Below are 25,641 nucleotides of genomic sequence, written 5' to 3'. Positions count from 1 at the left end.
AATCATTTTATGATTTTTATCACACTAATTTGTCCTAAGATTTGTAAATTTACGAACACAACAAAATACTATTTATGGAAGCCCATTTTGAAAGCAACCCTTTGATTGACAGATTACCAAAGCACTTGAAGCAGTTTATCAAGCCGCAAGATTATGATGATTACACTCCGATTAATCAGGCTGTTTGGCGTTATGTGATGCGTAAAAATGTGGATTATCTTTCAAAAGTAGCGCATGAATCCTACCTCGAAGGTTTAAAAAAAACCGGCTTGGAAGTCGATAATATTCCGAACATGTATGGTATGAACCGTATTTTGAAAGAAATCGGTTGGGCTGCCGTTGCTGTGGATGGATTTATTCCACCGAATGCTTTTATGGAATTCCAAGCATACAATGTTTTGGTAATTGCTTCTGATATTCGTCAATTGGAACACATTGAATACACTCCGGCTCCGGACATTATACATGAAGGTGCAGGCCACGCTCCTATTATTGCCAATCCGGAATATGCGGAATATTTGCGTCGTTTTGGGGAAATTGGTTGTAAGGCCATTTCGTCTTCGCGCGATTGTGATATGTATGAAGCGATTCGTTTGCTATCTATTCTAAAAGAAGCAGAAGGAACACCTGCCGAAGAAATAAAAAGAGCCGAAGACCAAGTCGAGTTTCTGCAAAATAATATGGGAGAACTTTCTGAGATGTCTCGCATCAGAAACCTGCATTGGTGGACTGTGGAATATGGTTTAATTGGAACAGTTGACAACCCAAAAATATATGGCGCAGGATTGCTTTCCTCTATTGGTGAAAGCGCTTGGTGCATGACCGATAACGTGACTAAAATTCCTTATGAGATTTCGGCTGCGGATCAAAGTTTTGATATTACGAAACCACAACCTCAATTGTATGTCACACCTGATTTTGCCCATTTGAGTTTGGTTTTAGAAGAGTTTGCCAATACCATGGCTTTGCGCACCGGCGGATTATCGGGGATTCAAAAACTGATTAATTCTAAAGCTTTAGGGACTATAGAACTAAGTACCGGAATTCAGATTTCAGGTTTGTTTACCAACGTAATTGAACACGAAGGCAAACCGGTTTATGTCCAAACAACGGGTAAAACCGCATTGTCTTACCGCGAAAAAGAATTAGTAGGTCACGGAACACAATACCACGCCGAAGGATTCGGTTCACCGATAGGAAAACTCAAAGGCATCAACTTGGCTATTGAAGACATGAGTCCGCGTGATTTAAGAGCTTATGACATTTACGAAGCCGAAAAAGTGACTCTGGAATTCGAAGGCAACATTATCGTTACCGGAGAAATCATTACCGGTTCGAGAAATCTTCAAGGTGAAATTATTATTATCAGTTTTAAAAATTGCACTGTAACGCACAACGACACAGTTTTATTCCAACCGGAATGGGGCATTTATGATATGGCTGTGGGTAAGAAAGTCATTTCAGCATTTTCCGGTCAGGCTGACGTGAACAGTTTTGACATGATTAACCACGTTCCTTCAAGCCATACAATTAAGGCTAAGAAATCGCCAGAACGTGAAGAATTAGAAGGTTTGTACCTCAACATTAGAAACATTCGCGAAGGAAAACCGGCAGTAATTTCTATTGAAGACACTTTTGATTTGGTTCAAAGCAAACATCCTAAAGATTGGTTGCTTTCCCTGGAAATAGCGGAACTTTGTGACAAAAACGGCAATACCGAACTCTTACACAATGTCTTAATTCATTTGGAGAAACTCAAACAAAGTCGTCCTGAAATTGCCCATTTAATTTCGGGTGGATTGGGTTTGTTTTTGGAAAAGGTTAGTTTACAACACTAATGTAACCTTTGTTACTGCGAGCCAATCCATTACCCAATATCTTTGCTGAAAAAATTACAATTATGGGACTATTAAGTATGTTAGGTTTAGGCAGTAAATCCGAAAGTATTCAGGATTTTGTCAACAAAGGCGCTGTGATAATCGATGTTAGAACGGTTAGTGAATTCCGAGACGGACACATCAAAGGATCTAAAAATATTCCGTTAGATACAATTAACGCAAAATTAGCCGAAATCAAAAAATTAGACAAACCGGTTATCGTTTGTTGTCGCTCGGGAATGAGAAGTGCGCAAGCGGCTTCCGTTCTTAAGTCGGTTGGCATTGAAGTAATTAATGGCGGTGGTTGGCAGAGTTTAGAAGGAAAACTTTAAATCAAATTATTATTCTTTGCTTTTTGAATGGCTTCGAGTTTGTTGTGCACCTGCAATTTGGTATAAATATTCTCAATGTGTTTTCTGACGGTTGATGGGGAAAGGAATAAATTATCGGCTATGACGTTGTAGTTTAAGCCTTTGCTGAGTTGTTCCAGAACCTCAATCTCTCTTGAAGTCAATTTGATTTCTTCCTCGCATTTTTCTTCAAAATTCACCGGATTTCTCAGCAATTTAAGTGTCTTCAACGCTATGGAAGGATTCATTGCAGCGCCGCCATTTAAAGTTTCTATGATGCCTTGGTGGAGTTCTTTCGGGTTAACTTCTTTGAGCAAATAACCATCGGCACCAGCTTTAATGGCATTGAAAATATTCTCATCGTTATCAAAAACCGTCAGCATGATGATTTTGATTTGCGGATATTTAGACTTAATGATTTTAGTCGCCTCAATTCCGTTGCAAACGGGCATTTCGATGTCCATCAGGATTAAATCGATGCATTTATTGGCTTCTAATTTTTTCTGTAAATCATTCCCATCGATAGCGGTGAACTTTAAAACCATATCATCAAAAAAGGAGAGTTTTTCGGCTACGGCTTTTTGTAAAAAAACATTATCGTCAACTATGGCTATTCTGGTGGACATGGCTAAAAATTAAATACAAATTTGGCTATTTTTTTTGAGGTAACATACTGATTTACAAAAAAAGTCCTTTTCAAACTAGTGGTTTAGCTTGAATAAACCCCGGAATGAAAAGGACAACAATAAAAACAACCTAAGTGTTTTTTCTGTAAAAATCAATACCACTTGATTAGTCAAATTTGATTAATTATTTTGACAAAAAAAATACGTCATTTGACGTATTTTTATCAGAGTGGTATACTGAAAAAATTAGTGCTTTTTCAGTTGAATGCTGATTCTTGTTCCGGTTTCTTTGGTGGAAGTAATCTCGAATAACCCACCATTATCAGCTATCCGTTTTCGCATATTGTGGATGCCGTTGCCAAACTCTACTTGCTCCATATCAAATCCGGTTCCGTCATCAACAATAGTGATTGAAATGGCATTGTCATTTGGCGTTATACTGATGCTTATGTTTTTCGGATTGGCATATTTGATGCTGTTGTTGATGGCTTCTTGTATGGTGCGGTACAAATTCATGCCTTCCACAGAGGTGAATTTTATATTTTTCAGCGACGAATCAACTTCAAAATTGAAATGAATATCTTCTTTAGCCTCTTGTGCTTTCTCGATAAAATTATGGATTCTAGTCTGTAAGTCTTCAAATGTGATTTCGCTTTTATTCATGGCCCAAATCGTATCGCGAAGTTCAATAATCGTTGATTTGGCAAAATTACTAATGCCTGACAATTTTGAATCCAACTTAGCGTTTTGAATATCAAAAGCATATTTAATATTGTCAACAGAAGAAATTATGAATGTCAATTGGGAACCAATATTATCATGCAAATCTCTTGAAATATCGAGCCGTTGTTCTTGTAATTTATTTTGGGTTTCAATTTTGGCAATCGCCGATTTGAGTTCGTACTCTTGTTCTTGTTGTTTGTTTTTGAGTTTTTGCTGGCGGTAAACCAAATAAACAATCACGAGTAAGGCCAATGAAATCAATCCTAAAATTAAAAACTGGGTTTCTTTTTTCTTGATTTCCAATTCGCGAGTAGCGATTTCGGCTTTTGACATTTGAATGAGTCGTTCCTTTTTCTCGGTTTGGTATTTGGTTTCTAATTCGGCCGTTTGCTTTTCGGCTTTGCTAACCAATAACTGTTCGTCTAAAACCGCTAATTTATCCAAGTAAAAATCAACACTGTCGGGCTTGTTCAAATAAGAATAAACCGTGATTAAAGACTTGTAATTTTTCTGGAGTTTTTCGTTGTGATGGGTTTGCTCATAAAATGATTTGGTAGAAACCAATAGTTTTTTGGCATCAACGTATTTTTTATTGGTAATAAATTCTAGGGCCAGATTCAAATCAAAATTTGCCTTGTCTAATTCGGAGTTAAGTTCTTCTCTGACCTGCTTTGATTTTTCATACAGAGCCAAAGCGTCTTTCGATTTTTTCTGTTCCGATTTGATGGAAGCGATGTTGTTAAATCCGCTCGAAATACCTTTTTTATTCCCAACAGCAGTACAAGCTTTTACACTTTTGTCATAGTACTTCAGCGCATTAATGGTGTCTTGTTTATGCAAATACACATTTCCTAAATTGAGGCAGGAAACACACAATTCTTCCGTGAAATTATTTTTCTCCTGATAAAGCACCACATCGTTGATATACTTTTGGGCTTTGGAATAATTCTTAAGTTTGAGGTGAATTAAACCTATGTTTCCTTTGATGATGCTGGTATTTTTTTCGTCTTTTACTCCTTCAAAATATTCTAAAGCTTCGAGGAAAGAAGTCATCGCTTGTTTGTACTGGTGTGTCTTTTCGTAAATATTGGCCAAGTTATTGTTGATTTTAGCCAAGCCTTTCACATCCTTTCTAAGCTTTCTGATTTTGTAGGCCGATAAATAATTGGTTTTCGAATTGACAAAATCGCCTTTGATAAAATAAACCGCACCAATATCACTATAAACCTGAGCCATCAAAGTAGAATCGTTTAACTTTTTAGCCTCAACAGTTGCTTTTCCGCCGTAATGCAAGGCAGAATCTATACTGATTTTAGAATAATACCAAGTCAGGTCAGAATAAATACTTGCTGTTCTTTTGGCATCGGGATTGGCTTGTAAGTCTTTCTTTAATTTGTCTATAACATCCTGAGCATTTTGGGCGTTTACCGTTTGGGTCATCAGTGCCAAAACCATAAAAAGTAATGTATTTTTCATACGCAACATTTATAACGATATGGTGATATTGGTTCCGGATTCAGTGCTTTGCATAATAAATTCTCCTTTAATTTCCTCGATGCGCTTTTGCATATTGAGCAAGCCGTTTCCTTTTTCTGTGTTGGCCAAATCAAACCCTTTGCCATCATCTTTGATGACAATTTGAATCTTGTCTTTTATTTTTTCAACAAAAATATCGATGTTTTTTGCTACGGCATATTTGATACTGTTGTTGATAGCTTCTTGTATAGTTCGGTAGATATTCATTCCTTCGATGGAGGAAAACTGCAGATCTTTTAATTCGGCACCAACGGCAAAATTAAATTGAATTTCGCTTTTGGCTTCTTTGGCCTTATCTACAAAATTATGGATTCGGGTTTGCAAATCTTCGAAGGTAATTTGGCTTTTGTTCATGGCCCAAATGGTATCGCGAAGCTCAATAATAGTAGATTTGGCAAAATCACTGATACCGGAAAGTTTGTGGTCGAGTTTTGCATTTTGAATATCAAAGGCATACTTGATATTGTCTACCGACGAAATAATAAAAGTCAGTTGCGAACCGATATTGTCGTGTAAATCTCTTGAGATGGTTAATCTTTGTTCTTGTAACTTATTTTGGGTTTCGATTTTGGCAATAGCCGATTTGAGTTTAAACTCTTGCTCTTGTTGTTTGATTTTTAGCTTTTGTTGGCGATAAACCAAATAAATAATACACAGTAAAGCCAACGAAATCAAACCCAAAATAAGAAACTGTGTGTTTTTGTTTTCAATTTCGATCTCGCGTTCTCTAATTTCCGATTTCGATTGTAGTAATTGTTTTTCTTTTTTTTCGTTTTGGTATTTGGCTTCTAATTCAGAGAACGTTTCCGCACGTTCCACATCAAAAACCGAATCCCTGATTTTGATATAACTTTCTTGGTCTTGAACTGCTTTGGAGAGATTATTTCGCTTCTTATTGAACTTGGCTCTATGGTAATAAAAATCCCTTAATTTTTCGGCATTATCGCTTTTTTTGGCGTACAAATAGGCTTTTTCAAACAACTTTTCTGCTTCGTTAAAATCGTCTAATTCGTAGGCTATGGTGGCTAAATTGGTGTAATTCGTTGCACGTTCATAGTAGTAATCATTGTCTTTCACACCATTGTTTATCTCAAAATTCTTATCGTTGATTTTGAGTGCCGAACTGATCCATTTTTTGGCTTCTTTAAACTTTTTTTGCTTTAGCAATGTATTCCCGATATTGTTGTAAGTCTCGCCAGTATAAAGAGTGTCTTTGCCTTTATAATATTTGAATACTTTTTTGTGATAAAACAAAGCACTGTCGGGTTTGTTCCAATCGTCAAAATTGATGGCAATGGCGTTTAAAGCATTGCTAATCATGTCCGGATTTTTTTCTTTTTGGTTTACCCAAAATTTCAAAGCTTTCTTGCCATAAAAAACGCCTTTTTGATAACTCTCAAAATCATGATAAGTCAGCGAAAGCATGGCATTGAAAAAAGCTATCCAGTTCTCCTTCTTCTCTTTCTCAGCCAATCTGATTCCTTGTAGCGAATAATCAATGGCTTTATCATATTGACCTTGTTTTCGGTAAACCTTTGCCAAATTATTATAAACGGTCAAAAGGGAATTTATATCGTTGCTGTTTTGGAGTAATTTTAGCGCGCGTTGCCCATAAACAATGGAGCTGTCTAATTGGTTGTAATCACAACAACGGGCATTTTTGCAAAAATAGTATTGCGCTTCATCTTCAATGGTTTTGATGCTTTTTTTGGCAATTTTAAAGTAATAATAGGAAGAATCTTGAGAAGTAAAAGCCTTAATGAGCGTTTTTTTTATATCCTGAGAATTCGCCTCTACTGAAAAAAGCAATGTGATGGCTATGAAGTAGTAAAAGTTTTTCATGTAGAGATTGTATAGCATAAATGTATTAAAAATGTTAAAATTTTCAATGGCTAACTCTCTTTTTTTGGATACAAATCTTCCAATAACTGATAATTCAATTCAAAAACATTTTTACACAGCGCGATGTTGACCTCTTTCATTTTTGTTTTTAAATCTTCTGAAAGCTGGAGTTGTAAGGATTGCTTTTTATGTTCCTCATTGAGCTGATGAACAAACGCCTCTAATGGCTTTAATTTTGACTGAAATTGGTTTCTTTCCACAGTTATCTTATTCCTTAAAAAAAGAATAAAACCCAATTGAACAGCAAAAACAGTAATTAATAAAAAAGTCATTGTCGCTTATAATTAGTTTTCAAAATTCCATCAAAATAAAACAAAAAAAAATACGGCATACGCCGTATTTTATAATAAAGTCGGAATTGTATAATTTAGTTTGAAGTAAAATTTACATTGAAAGCGCCATTCGTAATTGCTTTTGTGTCAACACCATCTTGGTTTTTACCGGTAAAAGTAAAAGTCCCTTTAACATTGGCATCCGAAATTTCGCTGATAGTAATTGAACCAACCACACCTGAACCATCATATGGCGCTGCCCAAGTTTGAGAAGCCATTGGATTACTGATATTGGCCTCAATATAACTGGCAATAGCAGAGATATTAGCTGTATCGCTGATTTCGTAAGTTCCGGTACCGCCATCATAGTCGCTTACAATCAATTGAATTGCCTTTCCTGTGGCATCGCTTCCTTGCACAATAATAGTAGTAAAACCTCCTATCACTTGTTTTGTGGCAAAAGTCGCCAAATCCATAGAGACAAAATTAGAGCTCCCAACTCTGGCTTTAACTTGCCCTAACGACGCTGTTGTACCACCTCCGCCTCCATCATCGCTACTGCATGATGATAATAAAGTTGTTAGCGCAATGGCTAATACGATTCCGAATTGTTTCATAGTTTTCATGTTTAAAAAAGGTTAAAGTTATTACTGCAAATCTTACATTTTAGCCTTGGTTAATCAATACGGCATTTGTCGTATTTTAGCCATACTTCATTATTAATTTTGTTTTGTCAAATCGGATTTAGGCAATGGAATAAATTTTAAAACATTAGTTTCGTCTTGACTGGAAATATAATACAACACTTCATTTTTCTCATCATAAAAAGGCAACCCATCAAAGTCGGTTGTATTGACTTTACTTCCCAAATTTATGGGTTCTGACCAGTTTTTCCAAGTATCATCTAATCGATAAGAAACAAAAACATCATAACTGCCAAAAGCACTAAATCCGTCACTGCTGAACAACATTGTTTTGTTATCAGACAACAACTGGCACATGCCTTCATCGGCCGCTGAATTAATTACCTTACCCATATTTTGCAAAAACCCATAAGTTCCGTCTTCCTTCTGTTGGGCAAAATACAAATCACTTCCGCCTTGAGAAAAGTCGGTTTCAATACCCATAATCAAAACCTTTCTATCCGTGCTAAGAAATGCTTCGGCAGTATCGTCATAGTTATTAAAGGCTGCCACTTTTAGGTGACCTAAATTTTGATAATCGCCATTATTTACGGCAAATAATTCAAAGCCGGTTTCATTAGTTCCCGGATTGTGTAAGACTCCACCTTTCAACATAAAATCACTACCTATACATCTTACATGATTGTATCTGTCATTGGTATTAAGTGCCGGTTCATTTTTTTTATTGCTCCATTTTCCGGAAGCGTCTTTGGTAAAAGAGTATATTTCATTCTTGGTATCGTTTATCGCAGTAACAAAAAATTTATTGCCATCAACCGAAACAGAACAACTTGAAGGCTCAATCTCGGGTAAATTCAATGTTTGAGCCAAAGTAAGGTTTTCAAAAGTGGTAGTTGTATTAACTGAGGGTTGAATCGGAGTTTCCGAATCAGAAATTCCAATGGCATCGACTTCTTTTTGTCCGGGAAGCAAAGCAAAATTAAATTCTACCCTAACCGCCACAACGCCAGAAACCGCTTCTTCAAGTATAGCATATTCTACACCCGGATTGACCACATCCGGACTTTCCTGAATCTTTCTTCGTTTGCGTTTAAAATAATAATTTCTATCAGCCGGAATCGTGGCTTTGAAAGTAACCGTTTTATAATTGGCTTTTCGCGACCAAACACGTTTGTATTTTCCTGAACCATCGTCGACCGCTACACTGACTACACAACCGGCATTCAGGTTTTCAAAAATGGCGACTTGTTTTACGGTTTGTGGTTTTTCAAAACCCACTTCCAACCATTCATAACCATCTAAGGCCTTTTTGGGCGTCCAGGCATTCGGACTGCTGCCACCTTGCGGAAAAACATCGGGTTTACCTAATATTCTTTTTATTCCGTGCTGTTTTCCTCCTAAATCGGAAGAAAATTTAATGAGTTTATTGGCCCATTGGATTTGTTGTGCATTGGCAGAAAACAGGACAAAGAATGCGACACAGAGTAAGGATACATTTTTCATAATGATTGTGATTAAAAAAGGACTGCAATTGCTTGCAGTCCCAAAACTAACTTCCTAAAAAACTCAATTATTTACTTTTATCTTTTCTACTTTTTTGCCTTTAAAAGCAAAGATAAATTCACCGTCATCGGTAATATCAATTCCGGCGCCGTATTGCGGACTTCCGCCTTTACCTTTAGATTGCACCGAACCTTTGGTTTCCCCGTTGGTCATATCAATGCCGTAGATGATATTTTTGCTGTTTCTTTGGTCTCTTAAATAATAATTCCCTTCAATTTCATAGAAATAATCGACACCACGGATTTTTTCAGTAGCATAAACTCTGGAACCGTCTTTCTTGTTGTAGGAAGCCAATCCTTTTTCGGAAAGCACGACGACTTTTTCTCCAAAGTCAATTACATCCGTAGCTTTACCTACTTTGGCATCATTGTGCTTCACATTGAATAATTGATTGCCTGATGCAATATCGTAACCGTAAAATTCATCTCCGTCACCTACAAAAAGGGTTTTGTTGTTTTCTATGATAAAATCGGTGATGCGTTTGTCAAACTTCTCAGAACGCCAAGCAGTAGTCCCAGTTTTATCGTCTAAGCACAATACTGAATTCTTTTGGGCTTTATAATCCCAATAAATATAAGGAACCCATTGTTTAACAGAACCTCCGCCAAAACCGCCCAATGCCATTCCGGCAGACAAACCGCTTGAGGTTTCCTCTAATCTGAATTCCTGAACTTGGACTTTTCCACCAACTTGCACCAAAACTTTGTCCCCTGATTTATAGATATTCGGCATACAAAAAGCACCGGTAATTTTTTCAGAAGCCCAAAGTAATTTACCCGAAGCCAAATCATGTTTCTCTACATATTTGGTGCGGTCTCTTGTTCCCAAAATAACGATATAAACTGCATCATCCGTGAATAAAGGATCAGCAATAGTTCGGTAGATTTTAGAACGTTTTCCACCACTGAACAAACCACCTTTGGCACCGGCCATATCGTTTTCATAAGTCACTTCCCAAAGTTTTTGTCCGTTATTGATGTTGTAAACCTGTAATCCGTCTAAGTACATGTATAACTTATCGCCTTTGATCCACAAGTCTACAATCGCTCTTCTGGTAACCAATTCTTTTTCTATAGTACCTAAGAAAGTGGCATCCCAAAGAATCTCACCATTGGTAGCATTAATTTTCACTAATTGATTCTTGAATCCGGCAAACAAAGCGCCTAATGCGGTTGGCTTAAAGTTAATCATGATGATTTCGTTTCTGCCGGCATCATAAATGTATTTTCCAACACCGCCTTTAAAACGATTGGTTTCCCACACTTTTTCTCCTGTTGCTGCTTTTACTAAAATTACCGAAGCTTTTTGCGAAATCAGGAAAGCATCTAATTCATAAATGTATTTTACCGTTTCTAATTCACCTTCATCTCCGCCATCCTCAGCTTTGGTGCCTTTTTGAATTAAGTTTTGGTATTCCTCAGAATTCCACAATTCTTTTCCGGTCACGATATCGAGTACTGCTACTCTGTCGGTTCCTAATTTTCTTTCGTCAAAAAGAAACAAATAACCACCTTTGTCACCCGATTTTTGAATTACATATTGGTATTCACATTTGTTGGTTTTGTTAGTGGTGATTTTTTTATAGTCGCCACTCCAAATTGTTTTTCCATTTACATCTAAAACTGTTGCAGAATTGTCATCGGTAGCCAAAATATATTTGCCATTGTTTACAGAAACCGCTAAGCGTGAAGCTTTGTTGTCAAATTCTGATTCCCAAACGGTACCAAAACTGCCCGATTTTTTTCCGGCTCCTTTGCCTTTACCCAAAAGTTTTCCAAACTGGGCATTTGCGGGTAATGCGACTGCTAAACCGAGCATCAGCATTACTAAAGTAATTTTTTTCATGATTTATTGTTTTTATTGTTAGGGTTAAAAAGTAACAGTGTATCGAATTTTATATCGCTGTTGTCTTTGTAGTTTAAATTTGAATTTGTGATCAAGAATGTAGCTCGACATGAAATTGATAAAATCAATATTCTTGATATCGCTGTCTACTTTGAAGAAGGAAGAAACCTTCCCGTTTTGCACTACCCCGATGTCAATGACCATAGTGCCTTTGACCTCAGCGTATTTTTTGTTTTTCTTTTTGAGAAATTCCTCCGATTGGAAGACTTCATCAATCTCTTTGGTAACGGTTTCCGCCACTACTTCATCATCTGTCAGTACCGGTTTTTGAGCCAATACATTTTGAGTAGAAAGCAAAAGAAATGCGAATACCAATAGTGCCTTAATTGTTTTCATGGTTTTTAGGTTGTTAAATACATAACAAACCTATAGCGAAATACTAAGGCAGGAAATACGGCAAATGTCGTATTTTGTTAAAATTGAAAGTGCGGGAATTCAGCTTGAAGCTTGATAATCTTTTGGTTAAGTGTGGCCAAAAAATGTTGGTGACTTTCCGTATTTGGGTTAAACGGACGATGGGCTAATCCTTTTTGGATGTCGCAAACTTCTTGCATTGTGCCGAACCATTTTGAGTCAATATAATGCTCAAAAAAGCGAATCCAAATGTAATCGATGGCGGTTTGGCTTGGATGCAGCATGTCTTCGGCGTAGAAACGGTAATCACGGAGTTCGTCCATCATGATTTCGCATGATGGGAAATAATTTGTGTTCAGTGCGCAGTGTTCAGTGTTCAATAATTTGTGTAAAGCCGAGATAAGATGTGCTTTGCTTCTTTGGTTTTCTGCAAAACCGTCTTTGAGGTGACGCACCGGTGAAATGGTGAAGATGAAATGACAATTGGGATTGACTTTTCGGATTAAAGCAATGGTATTTTGGATGGATTGCTCAATGGTTTCAGGCGACAGGATTTCTTTGGTAAATTCTTTTTGGGGAACTTTATGGCAATTGGCTACGATTTCATTAGTCGAATTGTGACGGTAAACCCAAGATGTTCCGAAAGTAATAATGATATGACTTGTTTGGATTATTAGATTATTAGATTGTTGGATTGTTAGATTTAATCTTTCTAAGAACTCCTCTTTGTTGCAACAACTTAACTCAGAGTGCATTTCGTAACAATGCCACAAATCGTTGTGAAAGAAAATATCTGCTTCGGTAAACAAGCGTTGGTTCACAATCCTATTTACTAATTTCTCAATCGAAACCGGATTGAAAATAATCCCGAAAGGATTGGTAGTGATTTGAAATTTAAAATACTCGAATTTATCACCCATATTATCGGCAAAACAAGAACCAAGTGACAATAACTTAGAACTGTACTGAATAGGATGTTCATAAATAGGAACCGGAACTTTGGTGGTGAAATTCATCTTTGTATTTTGATTCGTTTATTTCGTCAGTTCGCTGACGCTCGGGTCAAAAGTACGAAATAGTACAAAAATAAAAACCCTTTCATTGACAGGTGAAAGGGTTTTCGGGAAATAGTGTTTGATTTGATTTATTTGAAATATGAAAATTGATATTGGTATATTCCATCCTCACTGTAAAGTGCTGTTGGATAATTATCTGTATTGTAATCAGCTTGCATCGTAACCTGAGTATCAGCATTTCCTGAAATCGCTGTGGTTTGTTGCGTCATATTGTGTTGCATCCCAAACAATCCGTTGGCAATAAAACTGTATAATTTAATCGCATTAATTCCGGTCACATTTTGCATTGGATGATGAGCGCTGTCATAAGCATAAGTAATACTATAAGACAAAGTCGTTGAACTGTACTCTTTTCGACTAACTTCTCCATTTTGGAAATAGAACTTTTCGGAGATACTCGACAAATTGGTTTGTGAATTGATGTCGCCGCTATAACCCGTTACCGAAACAGTACCATCATTGTTATAAGTAAATACGTTTTTGAAACCATAATTACTCGCCGGTTGTAATTTTACAACGGCAGTCAATTGATTATTGGTGTTGTAGGTGAATTGCGTTGTAGCCGTATTTTGGTTAGAGGCATCGTAACGTTTAATTTCAGTAATTAAATCTCCGTTGTATACATATTTGTCATAACCGATTCCGTCAGTTTGCGCCTCAATTTCGAAAGCTACTTTGGTCAATTTAGTTCCGCTGTACGAAAAAGTATGCGTGGCATTTTGACCCATGGTTACGGCTGTCAATTTCTTTAACAACACAGGATTGTCAGAGTCACTATCACTAGAGCACGATACAAACGATAAAACGAGTAGGGAAACTAAAATAAACTGAATAGCTTTTTTCATAGGTTAAGATTTTGTTGTAAAAAAATACGGGGCGGTATTCAATTACAAGTCAAATGTAGATAAGCTGTTCTTTGGGAAGAAAATTTTTCGACATACTGTCAATAAATCTGTTATTCGGCAGATTTTGAAGCAGATTGAACCGTTCATCGATAAAATAAAACCCTTTCAATCAATCGATTAAAAGGGTTTATTATGTTTAGGGTTGTCTTTTATTTTATAAAATCAACTGCTTTTTCTAAAGCTTCTTTGATTCCATCAACATTCTTTCCTCCGGCTGTGGCAAAGAACGGTTGTCCGCCACCGCCACCTTGAATGTATTTCCCTAATTCGCGAACAACTGTTCCGGCGTTTAGGTTTTTCTCGGCTACTAATTCTTTGGAAATGTAGCAAGTCAACATTGGTTTGTCTTCATCAGCAGTGGCTAAAACCAAGAATAAATTGGTTCCCAAAGTTCCTAATTCATAAGCCAAATCTTTTGCACCTTCCGGATTTAAATCGACTTGAGTCGCTAAGAATTTCACACCATTAACCTCTTGTAATTGAGAAGCCAATTCTCCTTTAAGGTTTTTGGCTTTTTCTTTCAGCAATTGCTCAATTTGTTTTTTCAGTTTGGCATTTTCGTCTTGCAAAGAAACCACAGCTTTGATTGTATCTTGAGGATTTTTTAAAGTTTCTTTAATTGTAGCCAAAGCGTTTTCCTGTTGTGTGAAAAAATCTTTCACCGCATCGCCTGTTATTGCTTCAATACGACGAATTCCGGCTGCTACAGCACCTTCAGATACAATTTTGAAATGCCAGATGTCAGCAGTGTTTTTCACGTGAATTCCACCACAAAGTTCTTTACTGTCGCCGAATTCAATCATACGAACACTATCTCCGTATTTTTCTCCGAACAAAGCCATCGCGCCTTTAGCCAAAGCTTCTTGAATCGGAATATTTCTGTATTCTGCCAATTGCAATTGGGCTTCAATTTGGGCATTTACACTTGCTTCTACTTGGCTTAATTCTTCATCGGTAACTTTACTAAAATGTGAAAAATCAAAACGCAAATAGTTTGGATTTACCAATGAACCTTTTTGCTCCACATGTGTTCCTAAAATGTTTCTCAAAGCCAAATGCATCAAATGCGTAGCCGAGTGATTTTTGGAAGTCGAGGTTCTCAAATCAGTATTAACTTTGGCTACGAAAGCTGCATTTACATTTTCGGGCAATTGTTTGGCGAAATGTAAAATCAGGTTGTTCTCTTTTTTGGTGTCAATGATGTCAATAGTTTCATTGGCTGAAACCAAAGTTCCTTTATCGCCCACTTGTCCTCCGCCTTCCGGATAGAATGGTGTGTTATCTATAACGATTTGGTATAAAACACCGTCTTTTTTACTGTCAACTTTACGGATACGGGTGATTTTCACTTCGTTTTCCGTTTGATCATAACCCACGAAAGTTTCCACGTTACCCGGAATTAAAACCGACCAATCTTCTGTCGACACTTCTGAAGCGGCACGTGAACGGTTTTTTTGTTCTTGCATAGACGCGTCGAATTCGCTTTCGTTGAACGACATGCCTTTTTCTTTCAGAATCAGAGCCGTTAAATCTTTCGGGAAACCGAACGTATCATATAATTCGAACGCTTTCGCGCCCGGAACTTCAGTTCCTTTGTTTTGTGCCACAACATTTTCCAACAACTGTAAACCTTGGTCTAACGTTCTTAAAAAAGAAGCTTCTTCTTCACGGATTACGTTGGTAACTAATTGTTGTTGCGATTTGATTTCCGGGAAAAATTCTCCCATTTGATTCGCCAAAACTTCTACCAGCTTATTTATAAAAGGTTCTTTGGTATTTAAAAACGTAAAGCCGTAGCGAATCGCACGACGCAAAATTCTGCGGATTACATAACCTGCACCGGTATTAGATGGCAATTGTCCATCAGCAATGGCGAAAGCAACGGCACGAACGTGGTCCACAATCACACGAATCGCTATGTTGGTTTTGTTTTGTTCTTCGCTTATATTTTTAACTTCGTTGGAAGTATATTTTAATCCTGTGATTTCTTCAATTTTGACAATCAGTGGAGTGAAAACATCGGTGTCGTAATTTGACGTTACGTTTTGCATCGCCATACACAAACGCTCAAATCCCATTCCGGTATCGACGTGTTGTGCAGGAAGTTTTTCTAACGAACCATCAGCTTTGCGGTTGAATTCCATGAATACGTTGTTCCAAATTTCCACTACTTGCGGATGATCAGCGTTTACTAGACTTCTTCCTGAAACTGCTGCTCTTTCGGCATCGGTTCTTAAATCGATATGGATTTCGGAACACGGACCACATGGACCTTGATCACCCATTTCCCAAAAGTTGTCTTTTTTGTTACCCAAAATTATTCTGTCTTCCGGAACGTATTGTTTCCAAATGTCCCAAGCTTCTTGGTCGAAAGCCACATTCTCGGCAGGATTGCCTTCGAACACGGAAACGTACAAACGGTCTTTGTCTAATTTTAATACTTCGGTTAGGAATTCCCACGCCCAATCCAACGCTTCTTTTTTGAAGTAATCGCCGAAAGACCAGTTGCCCAGCATTTCGAACATGGTGTGGTGGTAAGTATCGAAACCTACATCTTCCAAGTCGTTGTGTTTTCCTGACACACGAAGACATTTTTGGGTATCGGCTATACGTTTGCTTTTAGGCGTACCGTTTCCTAAAAAATATTCTTTGAATTGCGCCATTCCCGAGTTGTTGAACATCAGGGTTGGATCGTCTTTTAGAACGATTGGAGCCGAAGGAACGATTAAGTGTCCTTTGCTTTCAAAGAATTGTAAGTAGGCTTTTCGAATGTCTTGTGATTTCATTTTAGATTATTAGACTGTTAGATCTTTAGATTAATTACATTTAAAAAAATGGTTTACTGTTTAGCCCTGATGGTAGTGAAAATCCTCGAAGAGATTGTAACGGACAGCAGGAATAAGGTTTACTAAAATGCCCGAGCCATTCGCTCCTAAAATAAATTTAGGGATTGACTGAAACATTTGTTAAATTTGTTCGTATAACCATTGTTTTCTTAAAACAAGCACAAAAATAGTATAAAATAAAAGATGGCGAAAAAAGTAAAGTATTATTTCGATACCGAAAGTTTGGCTTACCGTAAAATCAAACCAAAACTCTCCAAAAAACTGGGTTATATTGGATTATTTTTACTCGCATCAGGATTATTTGGCTTTTTGTGTTTTGTGGTTTTGCTGAACAGTTCCTATTTAGAAACTCCGAAAGATAGATTACAGGCGCGTGAAATTGAAACGATGAAGTTGCGCTATTCCATTTTGAACAAAAAAATTGACCAAGTCGAAGAAGTGTTGGCGGATGTTGAGGAAAGAGACAATAATATTTACCGAGCTTATTTTAATACGTCACCTATTCCGGCGGAACAACGCAAAGCGGGTTTTGGCGGTGTGAATCGGTACAAAGAATTAGAAGGATTTGACAACTCGGAATTGGTGGTGAATACTTCCAAAAGAGTAGATATCATTTCGAAAGAATTGGCTATTCAGTCGAAATCGTTGGATGAAATTTTGAAGTTAGCCAAAGAGAAAAACAAATTGCTTTCAGCGATTCCGGCAATACAACCGGTGAAAAATGAGCAAATGAAGCGAGTGGCTTCGGGTTTTGGTTATCGAAGTGACCCATTTACCAAAGTGCGTAAGATGCACGAAGGCATGGATTTCACGGCGAAAACGGGAACTCCGATTTTTGCCACTGGTGATGGTGTTGTAAAAAATGCAGACAATTCAAAATCTGGTTTCGGAAACCATATAGAAATCAGTCATGGTTATGGTTATTTGACGTTATATGCACATTTGAGTAAATACAAAGTCAGAGCCGGACAAAGGGTAAAACGTGGTGATGTGATTGGTTATGTGGGAAGCACAGGCCGAAGTGAAGCACCGCATTTGCATTATGAAGTGCACAAAGACGGCAAAGTCGTGAATCCGCTGAATTTTTATTACGGAAATATTTCGGCAGCAGAATACACGGTTATTTCGAAATTGGCGAATCAGGAGAATCAGTCACTTGACTAAAGTTCAAGTTTTATAAACATAGAAAAACAAAACACTATGCATATAGAGTTAAAAGAAGGAAAAAGATATTACAGCATTGGCGAAGTAGCCAAGGCTTTTAATGTGAATGCCTCATTGATTCGTTTTTGGGACAAAGAATTTGACATCTTAAAACCTAAGAAAAACGCCAAAGGTAACCGAATGTTCACGCCGGAAGATGTGAAAAATATACAACTGATTTACCATTTGGTTAAAGAACGTGGCTTTACGCTTGACGGTGCAAGAACGCATTTAAAAGAAGGCCAAAAGAAAACTTTGGACAAATTTGAAATCATCAGTAAACTGGAAACAGTGAAAGCACAATTATTAAATATCAAGAACCAACTTTAGGTCTGGTTTTTGTAACAAACGAAAAAAATTAAAAACTAATAACAAACCTTAAATTAAAACAAACATGGATTTTAAAAAATTTTTACCTTGGATTATTGGAATTGGATTGATCTTAATCATTGCTTTTTGGGTAATGGGTGTGATGAACAAAGGCTTGCAAAAAGACCAAGCAGTAAATAAAGAGTGGGGAAATGTAAACACAGCTTATCAAAGAAGAAATGACTTAATTGGAAATTTAGTAAACACTGTAAAAGGTGCGGCTGAATTTGAAAAAGGAACTTTAACAGCAGTGATTGAGGCCAGAGCAAAAGCTACTGCAGTAACTATTGATCCTTCTAATGTAACCCCGGAACAATTAGCCGCTTTTAACTCAGCACAATCAGGAGTTTCTTCATCATTATCAAGACTTTTAGTTTCGGTAGAGCAATATCCGGACCTGAAAGCCAACCAAAATTTCTTGAAACTACAAGATGAATTGGCGAGTACTGAAAACCAAATTTTAACGTCAAGAACACGCTTTAATGAATCTGTTTTAGATTATAACGGTTATGTATTGGCGATGCCACAAAGTATATTTTTAGGAAAATATAAAGAAAAACCATATTTCAAAGCCGTTGAAGGTGCTGAAAAACCGGTAGAAGTAAAATTCTAATTGATCGCCATGTCTAAAGTAGAAGACTTTTTAACCTCAGAAGAAGAGCAAGAAATTGTTGAAGCTATTCGCGTGGCCGAAAAAAATACTTCCGGGGAAATTAGAGTACACATAGAAAAACATACTTCCATCGAACCGTTTGAGCGGGCGATGGAAGTTTTCCATTTGTTAAAAATGGATGAAACCGAATTGAAAAACGGGGTTTTAATTTACCTCGCGGTCAAAGACAAACACTTTGTGATTTGCGGCGACAAAGGCATCAACGATTTGGTTCCGAATGATTTTTGGGATTGTACCCGTGATGTCATGTCGAAAAACTTTAAAGAAAGTAAATACAAACAAGGTCTTGTGGAAGGCATACTTAGAGCCGGAGAACAACTCCAAAAATACTTCCCCTACCAAGACGGAGACACCGATGAATTATCAAACGAAATATCAAAAGGAGAATGAAATATAACATAACTATTCCCGTTTTCCTGAAGCTAATCATTTTTCTTTTTGTTTCACAAGTTGGTTTTGCTCAATATACCATCCCTAAAATACCAAAAGTTCAAACTTCCGTTTACGATTATGCCAATGTTTTGAGTCCGGAAGAGAAAATACAGCTCGAACAAAAACTCATTCGTTATTCTGACAGTACTTCAACTCAAATTGTGGTGATTACCATTGAAAGTTTACAAGGTGAAGACATAGGAATTTTGACTCCAAAATGGGGACAAACATGGGGCATTGGCGGCAGCAAAGAAAACGACAACGGTGTAATTATTCTTTTGGCAAAAGCCGAAAGAAAGATTTGGATTTCGGCAGGATACGGATTAGAAGACCGATTAACAGCCGGAATTGGCGGAGAAATTACGCGAAACATTATTATTCCCGAGTTCAAAGCCGGAAGTTATTATCGCGGCTTAGACAAAGGTGTTGACGCTTTATTTGATGTCTTTAAAGGCAAATACAAAGGCGAAAGAAAAAAAAGTAAAAAAAATGGCGACTTTCCCATTTTACCTATCATCATTATCATCATTGTCATCATATTTATAATCGCTAAGAACAAAGGCAATGGTGGCGGTGGAAACCATGGTAATCGCGGCGGTGGCTTTGACTTAGCGGATATCATTATCCTAAGCAGTTTGGGCCGTGGTGGTGGCGGTAGCTTTGGTGGTGGTTCTTCCGGAGGAGGTTTTGGCGGCGGCGGATTCGGTGGCGGATTTGGCGGTGGCGGATTCTCAGGCGGTGGTTCAGGTGGAAGTTGGTAGTAAGTAGAACAATTAAGTTACAAATCATAGATTTAAAATACATAAAAAAATCCTTCTCAAATAAATGAGAAGGATTTTTTATTAATAATTTGATTGAAAATTAATTATCTTTTCACCACTCGTATGGTTTTAATATCTGATCCATTAGTAATATTTACATTGTAAACTCCACTTGGATAATTATTTCCTATAGTTAATCCTTCTAAATCATCTGCTGTAGTATCAATTCGCTCAATTAAACGACCGACCATGTCGTATACTTTGATGCTGATCATCTCTTTTGATGAAGTATTAACGTCAATCGCAAAGGTAACAGCAAATGGATTAGGGTAAGCAATCGCTGAAAATAGTTCATTTGTTAAAACAGAACTATCAGCTGTTTTTGCATTAGCCAAGGCACATGGTGTAATATCCCAACCCATAAAAACTCTACAATTATCAAAAGCGTTATTTATTGATTCAACAGCTTTCTGAATTACTAAAAGGCTAACACCACTTTCTGAGCCAATAATATTGTCCGAATTACCCAACGCGCGATTTGCTAAATCTAGTAATCCTGCAACAGTTTTGTTTCCATTTTCATCAGCAATAATGGCATTAACTACTACACTATTAAGAGTAGTATATCTATATTCGTTTGTACTAGTGTCACAAACTCTTTCAGTTGGTAAATTAGAGCCACATCCACCTACAGGTTTAGCTGTTGCAAAAGTTCCTGTTTGTAATTTAAATCCCCCTAAAAACGATGGACTTGTTGTGTTTATATTTAAGGCTAATGTGATTGCTTGTGCCAATAATCCATTTTTAATTTTACCATTTGGTAAAGAACAAATAGAAGTATTTCCGACGTTTAATTCTTTAGGACTTCCGCCACCAGGTAATTTATTAATAATACACTGTGCTCCAGTTGGTGAAGTAATTACTACTGAACGACCCGGACTCCCTAAAGTAATTGTTCCTCCAGCGTTACTTAAACTTTGAGTAAGAAGTTGCAAAGTAGATAGGCTTCCTGTTGTGCCATTACAATAACTTCCCCCAATATTACCCCAAGCTCCTACACCATAAGTACACATAAAATCTGTTACTTTCACCGTAGTAGACGCCGAACCCGTACAGGAAGATGTAACAGTGTATGTATAAACTCCCGTGCCTGCTAATGCTGGGCTCCATGTTCCTCCTGATGTAGGATCTCCACCTAAGGCAACAAATAGTTGTGAATCTGTAACTGAAGTGCCATTAGCAATAACCAATGAGCCATTTATACCAGGATTAAGAGGCAACACATCATCAGTACGTGCAGGAACTCTTTGAATTCTACAATCCTGAACCAATGGGGTTTCTTCTATACCATAAGGTATTGTATCATATTGATTTTTCATAAATTCAGCAAACGCATCTTGTTCAGAACCCGGATTTGTAAATGATGCCATCCCCGGACCTTGTTGTGGCAATGTATTCAAATCAACTCTGTCTGTTCCTAATGTATTAAACGGGAAACCATCTCCACCACTTGCAAGGAAGTTCAAGGTAACCACTCTAAATGTACGTGATAAATTACCAGTCGTTGTACCATTTTGAACTAAAGTATCTGTAACGTTACCTGATGAATCAGTGATTACTGCATTTAGAATCCTTGAACCCACAGGATTGCTAAAGTTGTAACTGTATCTTACACCTGCAACTTGCGCAAACTGACCTGGGGTAGAAGTAGCGGTTGTTCCGGCTACTGCATGTTCGAGTATCGCCCTCAATCCGCTTGCAGTAAGTGTAACCAAAGAAAGTTGATTGTTAAATCGCAATGAGTTTTCTATATCTAATTGAGAAATATCACCAGATTGTTTACCCGCTGATGGATTGGCAATAGGCGGCACCAAAGTTACCTCATCACCAACGGCTATAACATTTCCAATTGCTGAACGGATACCACCACCATTTTTGATAGAAATTACAGTTGCTGGATCATAAAAATTAGCCATCCACAAATTTGCTTCTGCTGTTACATTTCCGAGATTAGTTTCTTCTGTTCGTACAAAATTTCTTCGTCCTTCGAGGAATACAGATGTTTTACCAAAAAGATTACCATCTTTTAAAGTAATTACATTTCCGATTGCATTACATAATAACTGTACTTGATAACCTCGTGTACCTACTGCAAAGGCATTTCCAACATTGGCGCCCCATACATCATTTAGTCCTTGTTCATCTGTTGCGTAAACACCCGAGATTAATGGGTCGATTGTTGATGGAATCAAGGTCCCATCAGAATCAAAACCTACTACTAATCTTCCAACATATTGATAATTTCCATCTGTATTAATTAATGCTATTGTTTTTCCATCTAAGTCTGTAGCAAGAAACGGATACGTTTCTACAGCAACATCACCTGAGCGTAAACGGTCATTAGCATCGGCCATTAATGTATTTGAACCACCTGCCATTATAATATCTACTCCCGTTAATTTTGTAGCCAATTCTTTTTCAAAAGCAATTTGCTGTAAATGAGAAAGTAGAATAATCTTATTACATCCATCATTAATCAATGAATTAACAACCGGCTGAATTATCCCGGACAAAATCGTCATATCATTAGCGCCACCTCCAATTACAGTTGTAGCTCCAGGTGAAGAAATACTTGCCAAAACCTGTGTAGTAGCACCCACAACACCAATTTTTTGACCACCTTTCATAATGATAGTTGATGGGGCAAGTTTTAATTTATTTGTTATTGCACTGCGAGATTCGGAAGGATTTGACTGGAAACTAGTATTCAATCTCAATCGATCTGTTGTTGCTATGCCGGATAAATTTGAATCACCACTGAAATTTAAATTAGAACTTAAGTATGGAAATTGAGCGCCAAACCATGTTGTTATTGTTGCGCCTGTATTATTTGCTCCACCAATTATTGTTCTTATTTCATTTGTACCTAAATCAAATTCATGATTACCTAGTGCTGAAGCTTCAATTCCGATAAAGTTCATAATGGAAATATCTGCTCTACCTATACTTGCTGCCAAATTAACAGGAGGACTAGTAAAGGTAGTGCTGTAGTAACTCTCATAAGCCGTTTTGAAAACAGCGGCAAGACTTGGATCGCCCCCAGTACTTAAGAATGGTCCTGGAATATAGTTATCACCAGAAGAAAGTTTAATTGTATTTGAATAGGTATCTTCAAGTTGGTCAATAATTGCTGCAAAACGTGGAGCATCTGTAACCGCTTCAACTGCTCCTTCAAAATCAGATGCATGTAATATCTGCATTGTAAACACGAAATCATTAATTGAGATGTTTTGAGATGAAATACTACCTAAAGCAATACCCGATGAAGGGTTGCTGATAGTTAAAACAGCTGTTTCAATAGATTCCACAGTATTGTCATTCAAAACCGTAAATGTAACTGAACCACTTGTTTCGCCTGAAAAAATTGTAATTGTTGTATTATTTAAATTATAATCGGATGAAGTAATATTTGTCCCTGATACATTTAGCGAAAGTGTTTTATTGCCATCAACTGGTACCGAAGAAGTAGCAGTTACAGTAACTACAGTACCCGCAGTTTCAGAAGCTATGTTAGTACTGACAGCTAAATCTACTGTTGGTGGTGCAAATTCGTATACAGAAATAGTTTTGCTTACCTCAGCACTTACAAATACTAATGCGTTACCTGTTGGACTATCAGATGAAGGAACAAAAATTATTCCTTCTACTCCTAAATCAGCAGCTGTGTTAATATATTGCTTGAAAATAGGTGCCGTAGGATTAGTTATGTCGTACATAAAAATATCCCCTGTTCTTTCGCTCCCAACAAAGGCATAAAGTACCCCATTTACCATTCCGGTTGTTACACCTTCAGGCTCAGGTCCTTTGTTATCACTACGACCGTCAAAAGAAGATGATGTACCATCTGAATTGAAAGCCAATGCGTTTTGAGTGGCTGTAATTTGCTCTAATTGATCTCCACTATCATAAACTTGGGTAAAAGTACTGTTCCAAATACTGAATGAACGAGAACCCAATGCATGTATCTCGTCAAAATCAGTATCTGCATCGGTGTTACCCGTTGCACTTGATAATTGAAGTCGACCTAAATTAGCATTCAATTTTAAAGTTGCAGCATTTGGAAAAATAGTAGCATCTAAAACATATCCTGCAGCACCTACTCTTATTTCTTCAGAAAATCCTAAATAATCACGTGAGTCACCTTCGTTTGCAGTAATAAAGAAAGTGTTACCTCCGCTTACGAAACTAGCTATGGCATCAGGCATATACATTCCTTTTACAGGCCAGTTTTGGATATTAATTGTTCCGGTAGTCGAGGTTAAGTCTCTATCACTTGCGTCAAATCCGTTTCCGGCTATACTGTGATCTTTCAATCCCAAAGGATAAATATTAGTTACTGTAGCGGATGCTATGTTTACTATTGCAACAGCATTGTTTTCTTGTAATGTTACAGCGGCAGTAGCATTATCAATAAAAGTAACATACTCTGGCTCTAAATCTTGTGCCACTGAAGCATTAGGCCCATAAATTCGTACACCTGAAGCCTTAAGAGCAGCCATTTGTGAATTGAAATTTATAAATGTAGCTTCTGTGACAGTAGCACTTGCTATTCCTGCAGAAATATCTATAATAGAAACAGAACCTTCGGGATCGAATGATGTAGCTTGATTGTAGCTATTTGGTTCACCTTCATTTGCTGTTAAAATTTTAGTACCGTCTGGGCTAAAGGCAATCATGTCCGGCAAGTATCCGACTGTAACATCAGAAATATAAGTAGCTGTCACAGGATTGTAAAATGCAACCTTACCCAATTGTTGTGCATTGTTAGCACCAACAATGGCAAAACTAAAAGCTAGAACACCGTTTTTTATTGCTACCGAATTGGGTAAAGCAGTAGTTCCTGGAGCCAATGTTAGCCCGTAAGGTATTGTCGTTGGACTTGACAGAACGCCTGTATTGCTCAAAGTATAATACTCTATAGCGTTTCCTGCCACCGTAAAAAGACGGTTTGTAGCAGGATCAAAAGCTGAAATTTCAGCGCCATTGGTACTAGCTACAGAAGACTTTACAGCCAACTGCGCACTGCTACTTTCTATAAAGAAAAAGCTGAATAAAGCCAAAAAACATAGTATAGAACTATGCTTTTCTAGAAGAAATTTTTTCATCATTGTTGTTGTTTTAAATTTTGACAGTCAAATTTAGATTATATTAAAAAGTTAAAAATCAATTCAACTTTATATAAAAGTTAAGCTATTAGCTCAATTAACTTCAAAATTATCAGCACTTTACAATAATTTTACATTATATTGCTTTTATTAGATAATTTATTACTGAGAAGATTCTAATAAAATATTATTACAGACAAAAGCCTTTTATTGCTATAAACTTTAAATAATTGTAAAGTTTCAATAAAGAAATCATTGCAAATGGTAGTGATTTTGAATTTGGTTTTCAAAGCTTCACTACTATGTCAATGCACTCCAAAAAGGAACAGACGCGCAGTTTGGTATTTGCACCAGAACATTCAAAGGCAATGAAAAAGTCTTTTGAAAAGACATGCGATTCTCAGTTCTTCCCATTCCCATAATTGAAAAAAATATCATCGATATTATGGTATAACTTAA

General features: G+C 37.1%; 19 protein-coding genes. 7 read left to right on the top strand and 12 right to left on the bottom strand.

What is annotated here, in order from left to right; genetic code table 11:
* Positions 1-74: 74 nt before the first annotated feature.
* Positions 75-1,838 (top strand): aromatic amino acid hydroxylase, encoded by a 1,764-nt coding sequence (locus tag ACK4HO_RS05900; protein WP_409663914.1) that lies wholly within the window; start codon positions 75-77, stop codon positions 1,836-1,838.
* Positions 1,839-1,900: 62 nt separating this feature from the next.
* Positions 1,901-2,209 carry a rhodanese-like domain-containing protein gene (locus ACK4HO_RS05895; protein WP_409663911.1) on the top strand — a complete coding sequence of 103 codons (309 nt, stop codon included), beginning with the start codon at positions 1,901-1,903 and terminating at the stop codon, positions 2,207-2,209.
* Here ACK4HO_RS05895 and ACK4HO_RS05890 read toward each other — a convergent pair.
* The 11 genes from ACK4HO_RS05890 to alaS form a co-directional block, all read right to left on the bottom strand.
* Positions 2,206-2,853, bottom strand: coding sequence for a response regulator (locus ACK4HO_RS05890; protein WP_409663908.1), 648 nt, complete (start codon positions 2,851-2,853; stop codon positions 2,206-2,208). The two genes, ACK4HO_RS05895 and ACK4HO_RS05890, sit on opposite strands and share 4 nt — an antisense overlap.
* A 246-nt stretch (positions 2,854-3,099) precedes the next feature.
* The gene (locus ACK4HO_RS05885) at positions 3,100-5,052 is read right to left on the bottom strand and encodes a tetratricopeptide repeat protein (RefSeq protein WP_409663905.1); all 1,953 of its coding nucleotides are present in this window, start codon (positions 5,050-5,052) and stop codon (positions 3,100-3,102) included.
* A 9-nt stretch (positions 5,053-5,061) separates the two neighbouring features.
* Complete coding sequence (locus ACK4HO_RS05880) at positions 5,062-6,954, bottom strand: tetratricopeptide repeat protein (protein WP_409663902.1); 1,893 nt, start codon at positions 6,952-6,954, stop codon at positions 5,062-5,064.
* A gap of 50 nt (positions 6,955-7,004) precedes the next feature.
* Positions 7,005-7,286, bottom strand: coding sequence for a hypothetical protein (locus ACK4HO_RS05875; protein WP_409663899.1), 282 nt, complete (start codon positions 7,284-7,286; stop codon positions 7,005-7,007).
* Between the two features lie 95 nt (positions 7,287-7,381).
* On the bottom strand, positions 7,382-7,912 hold the full coding sequence (locus tag ACK4HO_RS05870; RefSeq protein ID WP_409663897.1) for a DUF6252 family protein: 531 nt from the start codon (positions 7,910-7,912) through the stop codon (positions 7,382-7,384).
* 93 nt (positions 7,913-8,005) lie between these two features.
* Positions 8,006-9,433 (bottom strand): hypothetical protein, encoded by a 1,428-nt coding sequence (locus ACK4HO_RS05865; RefSeq protein ID WP_409663894.1) that lies wholly within the window; start codon positions 9,431-9,433, stop codon positions 8,006-8,008.
* A gap of 63 nt (positions 9,434-9,496) precedes the next feature.
* Positions 9,497-11,338, bottom strand: a complete 1,842-nt coding sequence (locus ACK4HO_RS05860; protein ID WP_409663891.1) for a PQQ-binding-like beta-propeller repeat protein — start codon at positions 11,336-11,338, stop codon at positions 9,497-9,499.
* Between the two features lie 24 nt (positions 11,339-11,362).
* Complete coding sequence (locus ACK4HO_RS05855) at positions 11,363-11,734, bottom strand: hypothetical protein (protein ID WP_409663889.1); 372 nt, start codon at positions 11,732-11,734, stop codon at positions 11,363-11,365.
* A 77-nt stretch (positions 11,735-11,811) separates the two neighbouring features.
* Positions 11,812-12,768 carry a GSCFA domain-containing protein gene (locus ACK4HO_RS05850; protein WP_409663886.1) on the bottom strand — a complete coding sequence of 319 codons (957 nt, stop codon included), beginning with the start codon at positions 12,766-12,768 and terminating at the stop codon, positions 11,812-11,814.
* A gap of 128 nt (positions 12,769-12,896) precedes the next feature.
* Positions 12,897-13,673: a hypothetical protein gene (locus ACK4HO_RS05845; RefSeq protein ID WP_409663883.1), complete on the bottom strand. Its 777-nt coding sequence runs from the start codon at positions 13,671-13,673 to the stop codon at positions 12,897-12,899.
* A 209-nt stretch (positions 13,674-13,882) separates the two neighbouring features.
* Positions 13,883-16,519 (bottom strand): alanine--tRNA ligase, encoded by a 2,637-nt coding sequence (gene alaS / locus ACK4HO_RS05840; protein ID WP_409663880.1) that lies wholly within the window; start codon positions 16,517-16,519, stop codon positions 13,883-13,885.
* A 243-nt stretch (positions 16,520-16,762) separates the two neighbouring features.
* Here alaS and ACK4HO_RS05835 point away from each other — a divergent pair, with 243 nt between their 5' ends.
* The 5 genes from ACK4HO_RS05835 (at position 16,763) to ACK4HO_RS05815 (ending at position 20,017) form a co-directional block, all read left to right on the top strand.
* Positions 16,763-17,743, top strand: a complete 981-nt coding sequence (locus ACK4HO_RS05835) for a M23 family metallopeptidase (protein ID WP_409663878.1) — start codon at positions 16,763-16,765, stop codon at positions 17,741-17,743.
* A 36-nt stretch (positions 17,744-17,779) separates the two neighbouring features.
* Positions 17,780-18,112 (top strand): MerR family transcriptional regulator, encoded by a 333-nt coding sequence (locus ACK4HO_RS05830; protein WP_396194720.1) that lies wholly within the window; start codon positions 17,780-17,782, stop codon positions 18,110-18,112.
* A gap of 64 nt (positions 18,113-18,176) precedes the next feature.
* Positions 18,177-18,764, top strand: a complete 588-nt coding sequence (locus ACK4HO_RS05825) for a LemA family protein (protein ID WP_409663873.1) — start codon at positions 18,177-18,179, stop codon at positions 18,762-18,764.
* A 9-nt stretch (positions 18,765-18,773) separates the two neighbouring features.
* Positions 18,774-19,214: a TPM domain-containing protein gene (locus tag ACK4HO_RS05820; RefSeq protein ID WP_409663870.1), complete on the top strand. Its 441-nt coding sequence runs from the start codon at positions 18,774-18,776 to the stop codon at positions 19,212-19,214.
* Positions 19,211-20,017 carry a TPM domain-containing protein gene (locus ACK4HO_RS05815; protein ID WP_409663867.1) on the top strand — a complete coding sequence of 269 codons (807 nt, stop codon included), beginning with the start codon at positions 19,211-19,213 and terminating at the stop codon, positions 20,015-20,017. The genes ACK4HO_RS05820 and ACK4HO_RS05815 overlap by 4 nt, the downstream gene beginning before the upstream one ends.
* 104 nt (positions 20,018-20,121) lie before the next feature.
* Here the strand turns inward: ACK4HO_RS05815 and ACK4HO_RS05810 are convergent, their stop codons facing one another.
* Positions 20,122-25,185 (bottom strand): choice-of-anchor I family protein, encoded by a 5,064-nt coding sequence (locus ACK4HO_RS05810; RefSeq protein ID WP_409663864.1) that lies wholly within the window; start codon positions 25,183-25,185, stop codon positions 20,122-20,124.
* Positions 25,186-25,641: the final 456 nt, after the last annotated feature.

This window comes from Flavobacterium sp. (genome assembly GCF_046296355.1).
Classification (GTDB): domain Bacteria; phylum Bacteroidota; class Bacteroidia; order Flavobacteriales; family Flavobacteriaceae; genus Flavobacterium.
Note: the sequence above shows the minus strand (reverse complement) of the source record. Positions and strands in the feature narration are given on the sequence as shown.

Excerpts from the sequence above, each read along its gene's own strand:
- ACK4HO_RS05890 (WP_409663908.1), bottom strand. The coding sequence starts at position 2,853 with ATGTCCACCAGAATAGCCATAGTTGACGATAATGTTTTTTTACAAAAA.
- ACK4HO_RS05835 (WP_409663878.1), top strand. The coding sequence starts at position 16,763 with ATGGCGAAAAAAGTAAAGTATTATTTCGATACCGAAAGTTTGGCTTAC.
- ACK4HO_RS05825 (WP_409663873.1), top strand. The coding sequence starts at position 18,177 with ATGGATTTTAAAAAATTTTTACCTTGGATTATTGGAATTGGATTGATC.
- ACK4HO_RS05830 (WP_396194720.1), top strand. The coding sequence starts at position 17,780 with ATGCATATAGAGTTAAAAGAAGGAAAAAGATATTACAGCATTGGCGAA.
- ACK4HO_RS05875 (WP_409663899.1), bottom strand. The coding sequence starts at position 7,286 with ATGACTTTTTTATTAATTACTGTTTTTGCTGTTCAATTGGGTTTTATT.
- ACK4HO_RS05815 (WP_409663867.1), top strand. The coding sequence starts at position 19,211 with ATGAAATATAACATAACTATTCCCGTTTTCCTGAAGCTAATCATTTTT.
- alaS (WP_409663880.1), bottom strand. The coding sequence starts at position 16,519 with ATGAAATCACAAGACATTCGAAAAGCCTACTTACAATTCTTTGAAAGC.
- ACK4HO_RS05865 (WP_409663894.1), bottom strand. The coding sequence starts at position 9,433 with ATGAAAAATGTATCCTTACTCTGTGTCGCATTCTTTGTCCTGTTTTCT.
- ACK4HO_RS05860 (WP_409663891.1), bottom strand. The coding sequence starts at position 11,338 with ATGAAAAAAATTACTTTAGTAATGCTGATGCTCGGTTTAGCAGTCGCA.
- ACK4HO_RS05820 (WP_409663870.1), top strand. The coding sequence starts at position 18,774 with ATGTCTAAAGTAGAAGACTTTTTAACCTCAGAAGAAGAGCAAGAAATT.
- ACK4HO_RS05895 (WP_409663911.1), top strand. The coding sequence starts at position 1,901 with ATGGGACTATTAAGTATGTTAGGTTTAGGCAGTAAATCCGAAAGTATT.
- ACK4HO_RS05885 (WP_409663905.1), bottom strand. The coding sequence starts at position 5,052 with ATGAAAAATACATTACTTTTTATGGTTTTGGCACTGATGACCCAAACG.
- ACK4HO_RS05900 (WP_409663914.1), top strand. The coding sequence starts at position 75 with ATGGAAGCCCATTTTGAAAGCAACCCTTTGATTGACAGATTACCAAAG.
- ACK4HO_RS05850 (WP_409663886.1), bottom strand. The coding sequence starts at position 12,768 with ATGAATTTCACCACCAAAGTTCCGGTTCCTATTTATGAACATCCTATT.
- ACK4HO_RS05855 (WP_409663889.1), bottom strand. The coding sequence starts at position 11,734 with ATGAAAACAATTAAGGCACTATTGGTATTCGCATTTCTTTTGCTTTCT.
- ACK4HO_RS05810 (WP_409663864.1), bottom strand. The coding sequence starts at position 25,185 with ATGATGAAAAAATTTCTTCTAGAAAAGCATAGTTCTATACTATGTTTT.
- ACK4HO_RS05845 (WP_409663883.1), bottom strand. The coding sequence starts at position 13,673 with ATGAAAAAAGCTATTCAGTTTATTTTAGTTTCCCTACTCGTTTTATCG.
- ACK4HO_RS05880 (WP_409663902.1), bottom strand. The coding sequence starts at position 6,954 with ATGAAAAACTTTTACTACTTCATAGCCATCACATTGCTTTTTTCAGTA.
- ACK4HO_RS05870 (WP_409663897.1), bottom strand. The coding sequence starts at position 7,912 with ATGAAAACTATGAAACAATTCGGAATCGTATTAGCCATTGCGCTAACA.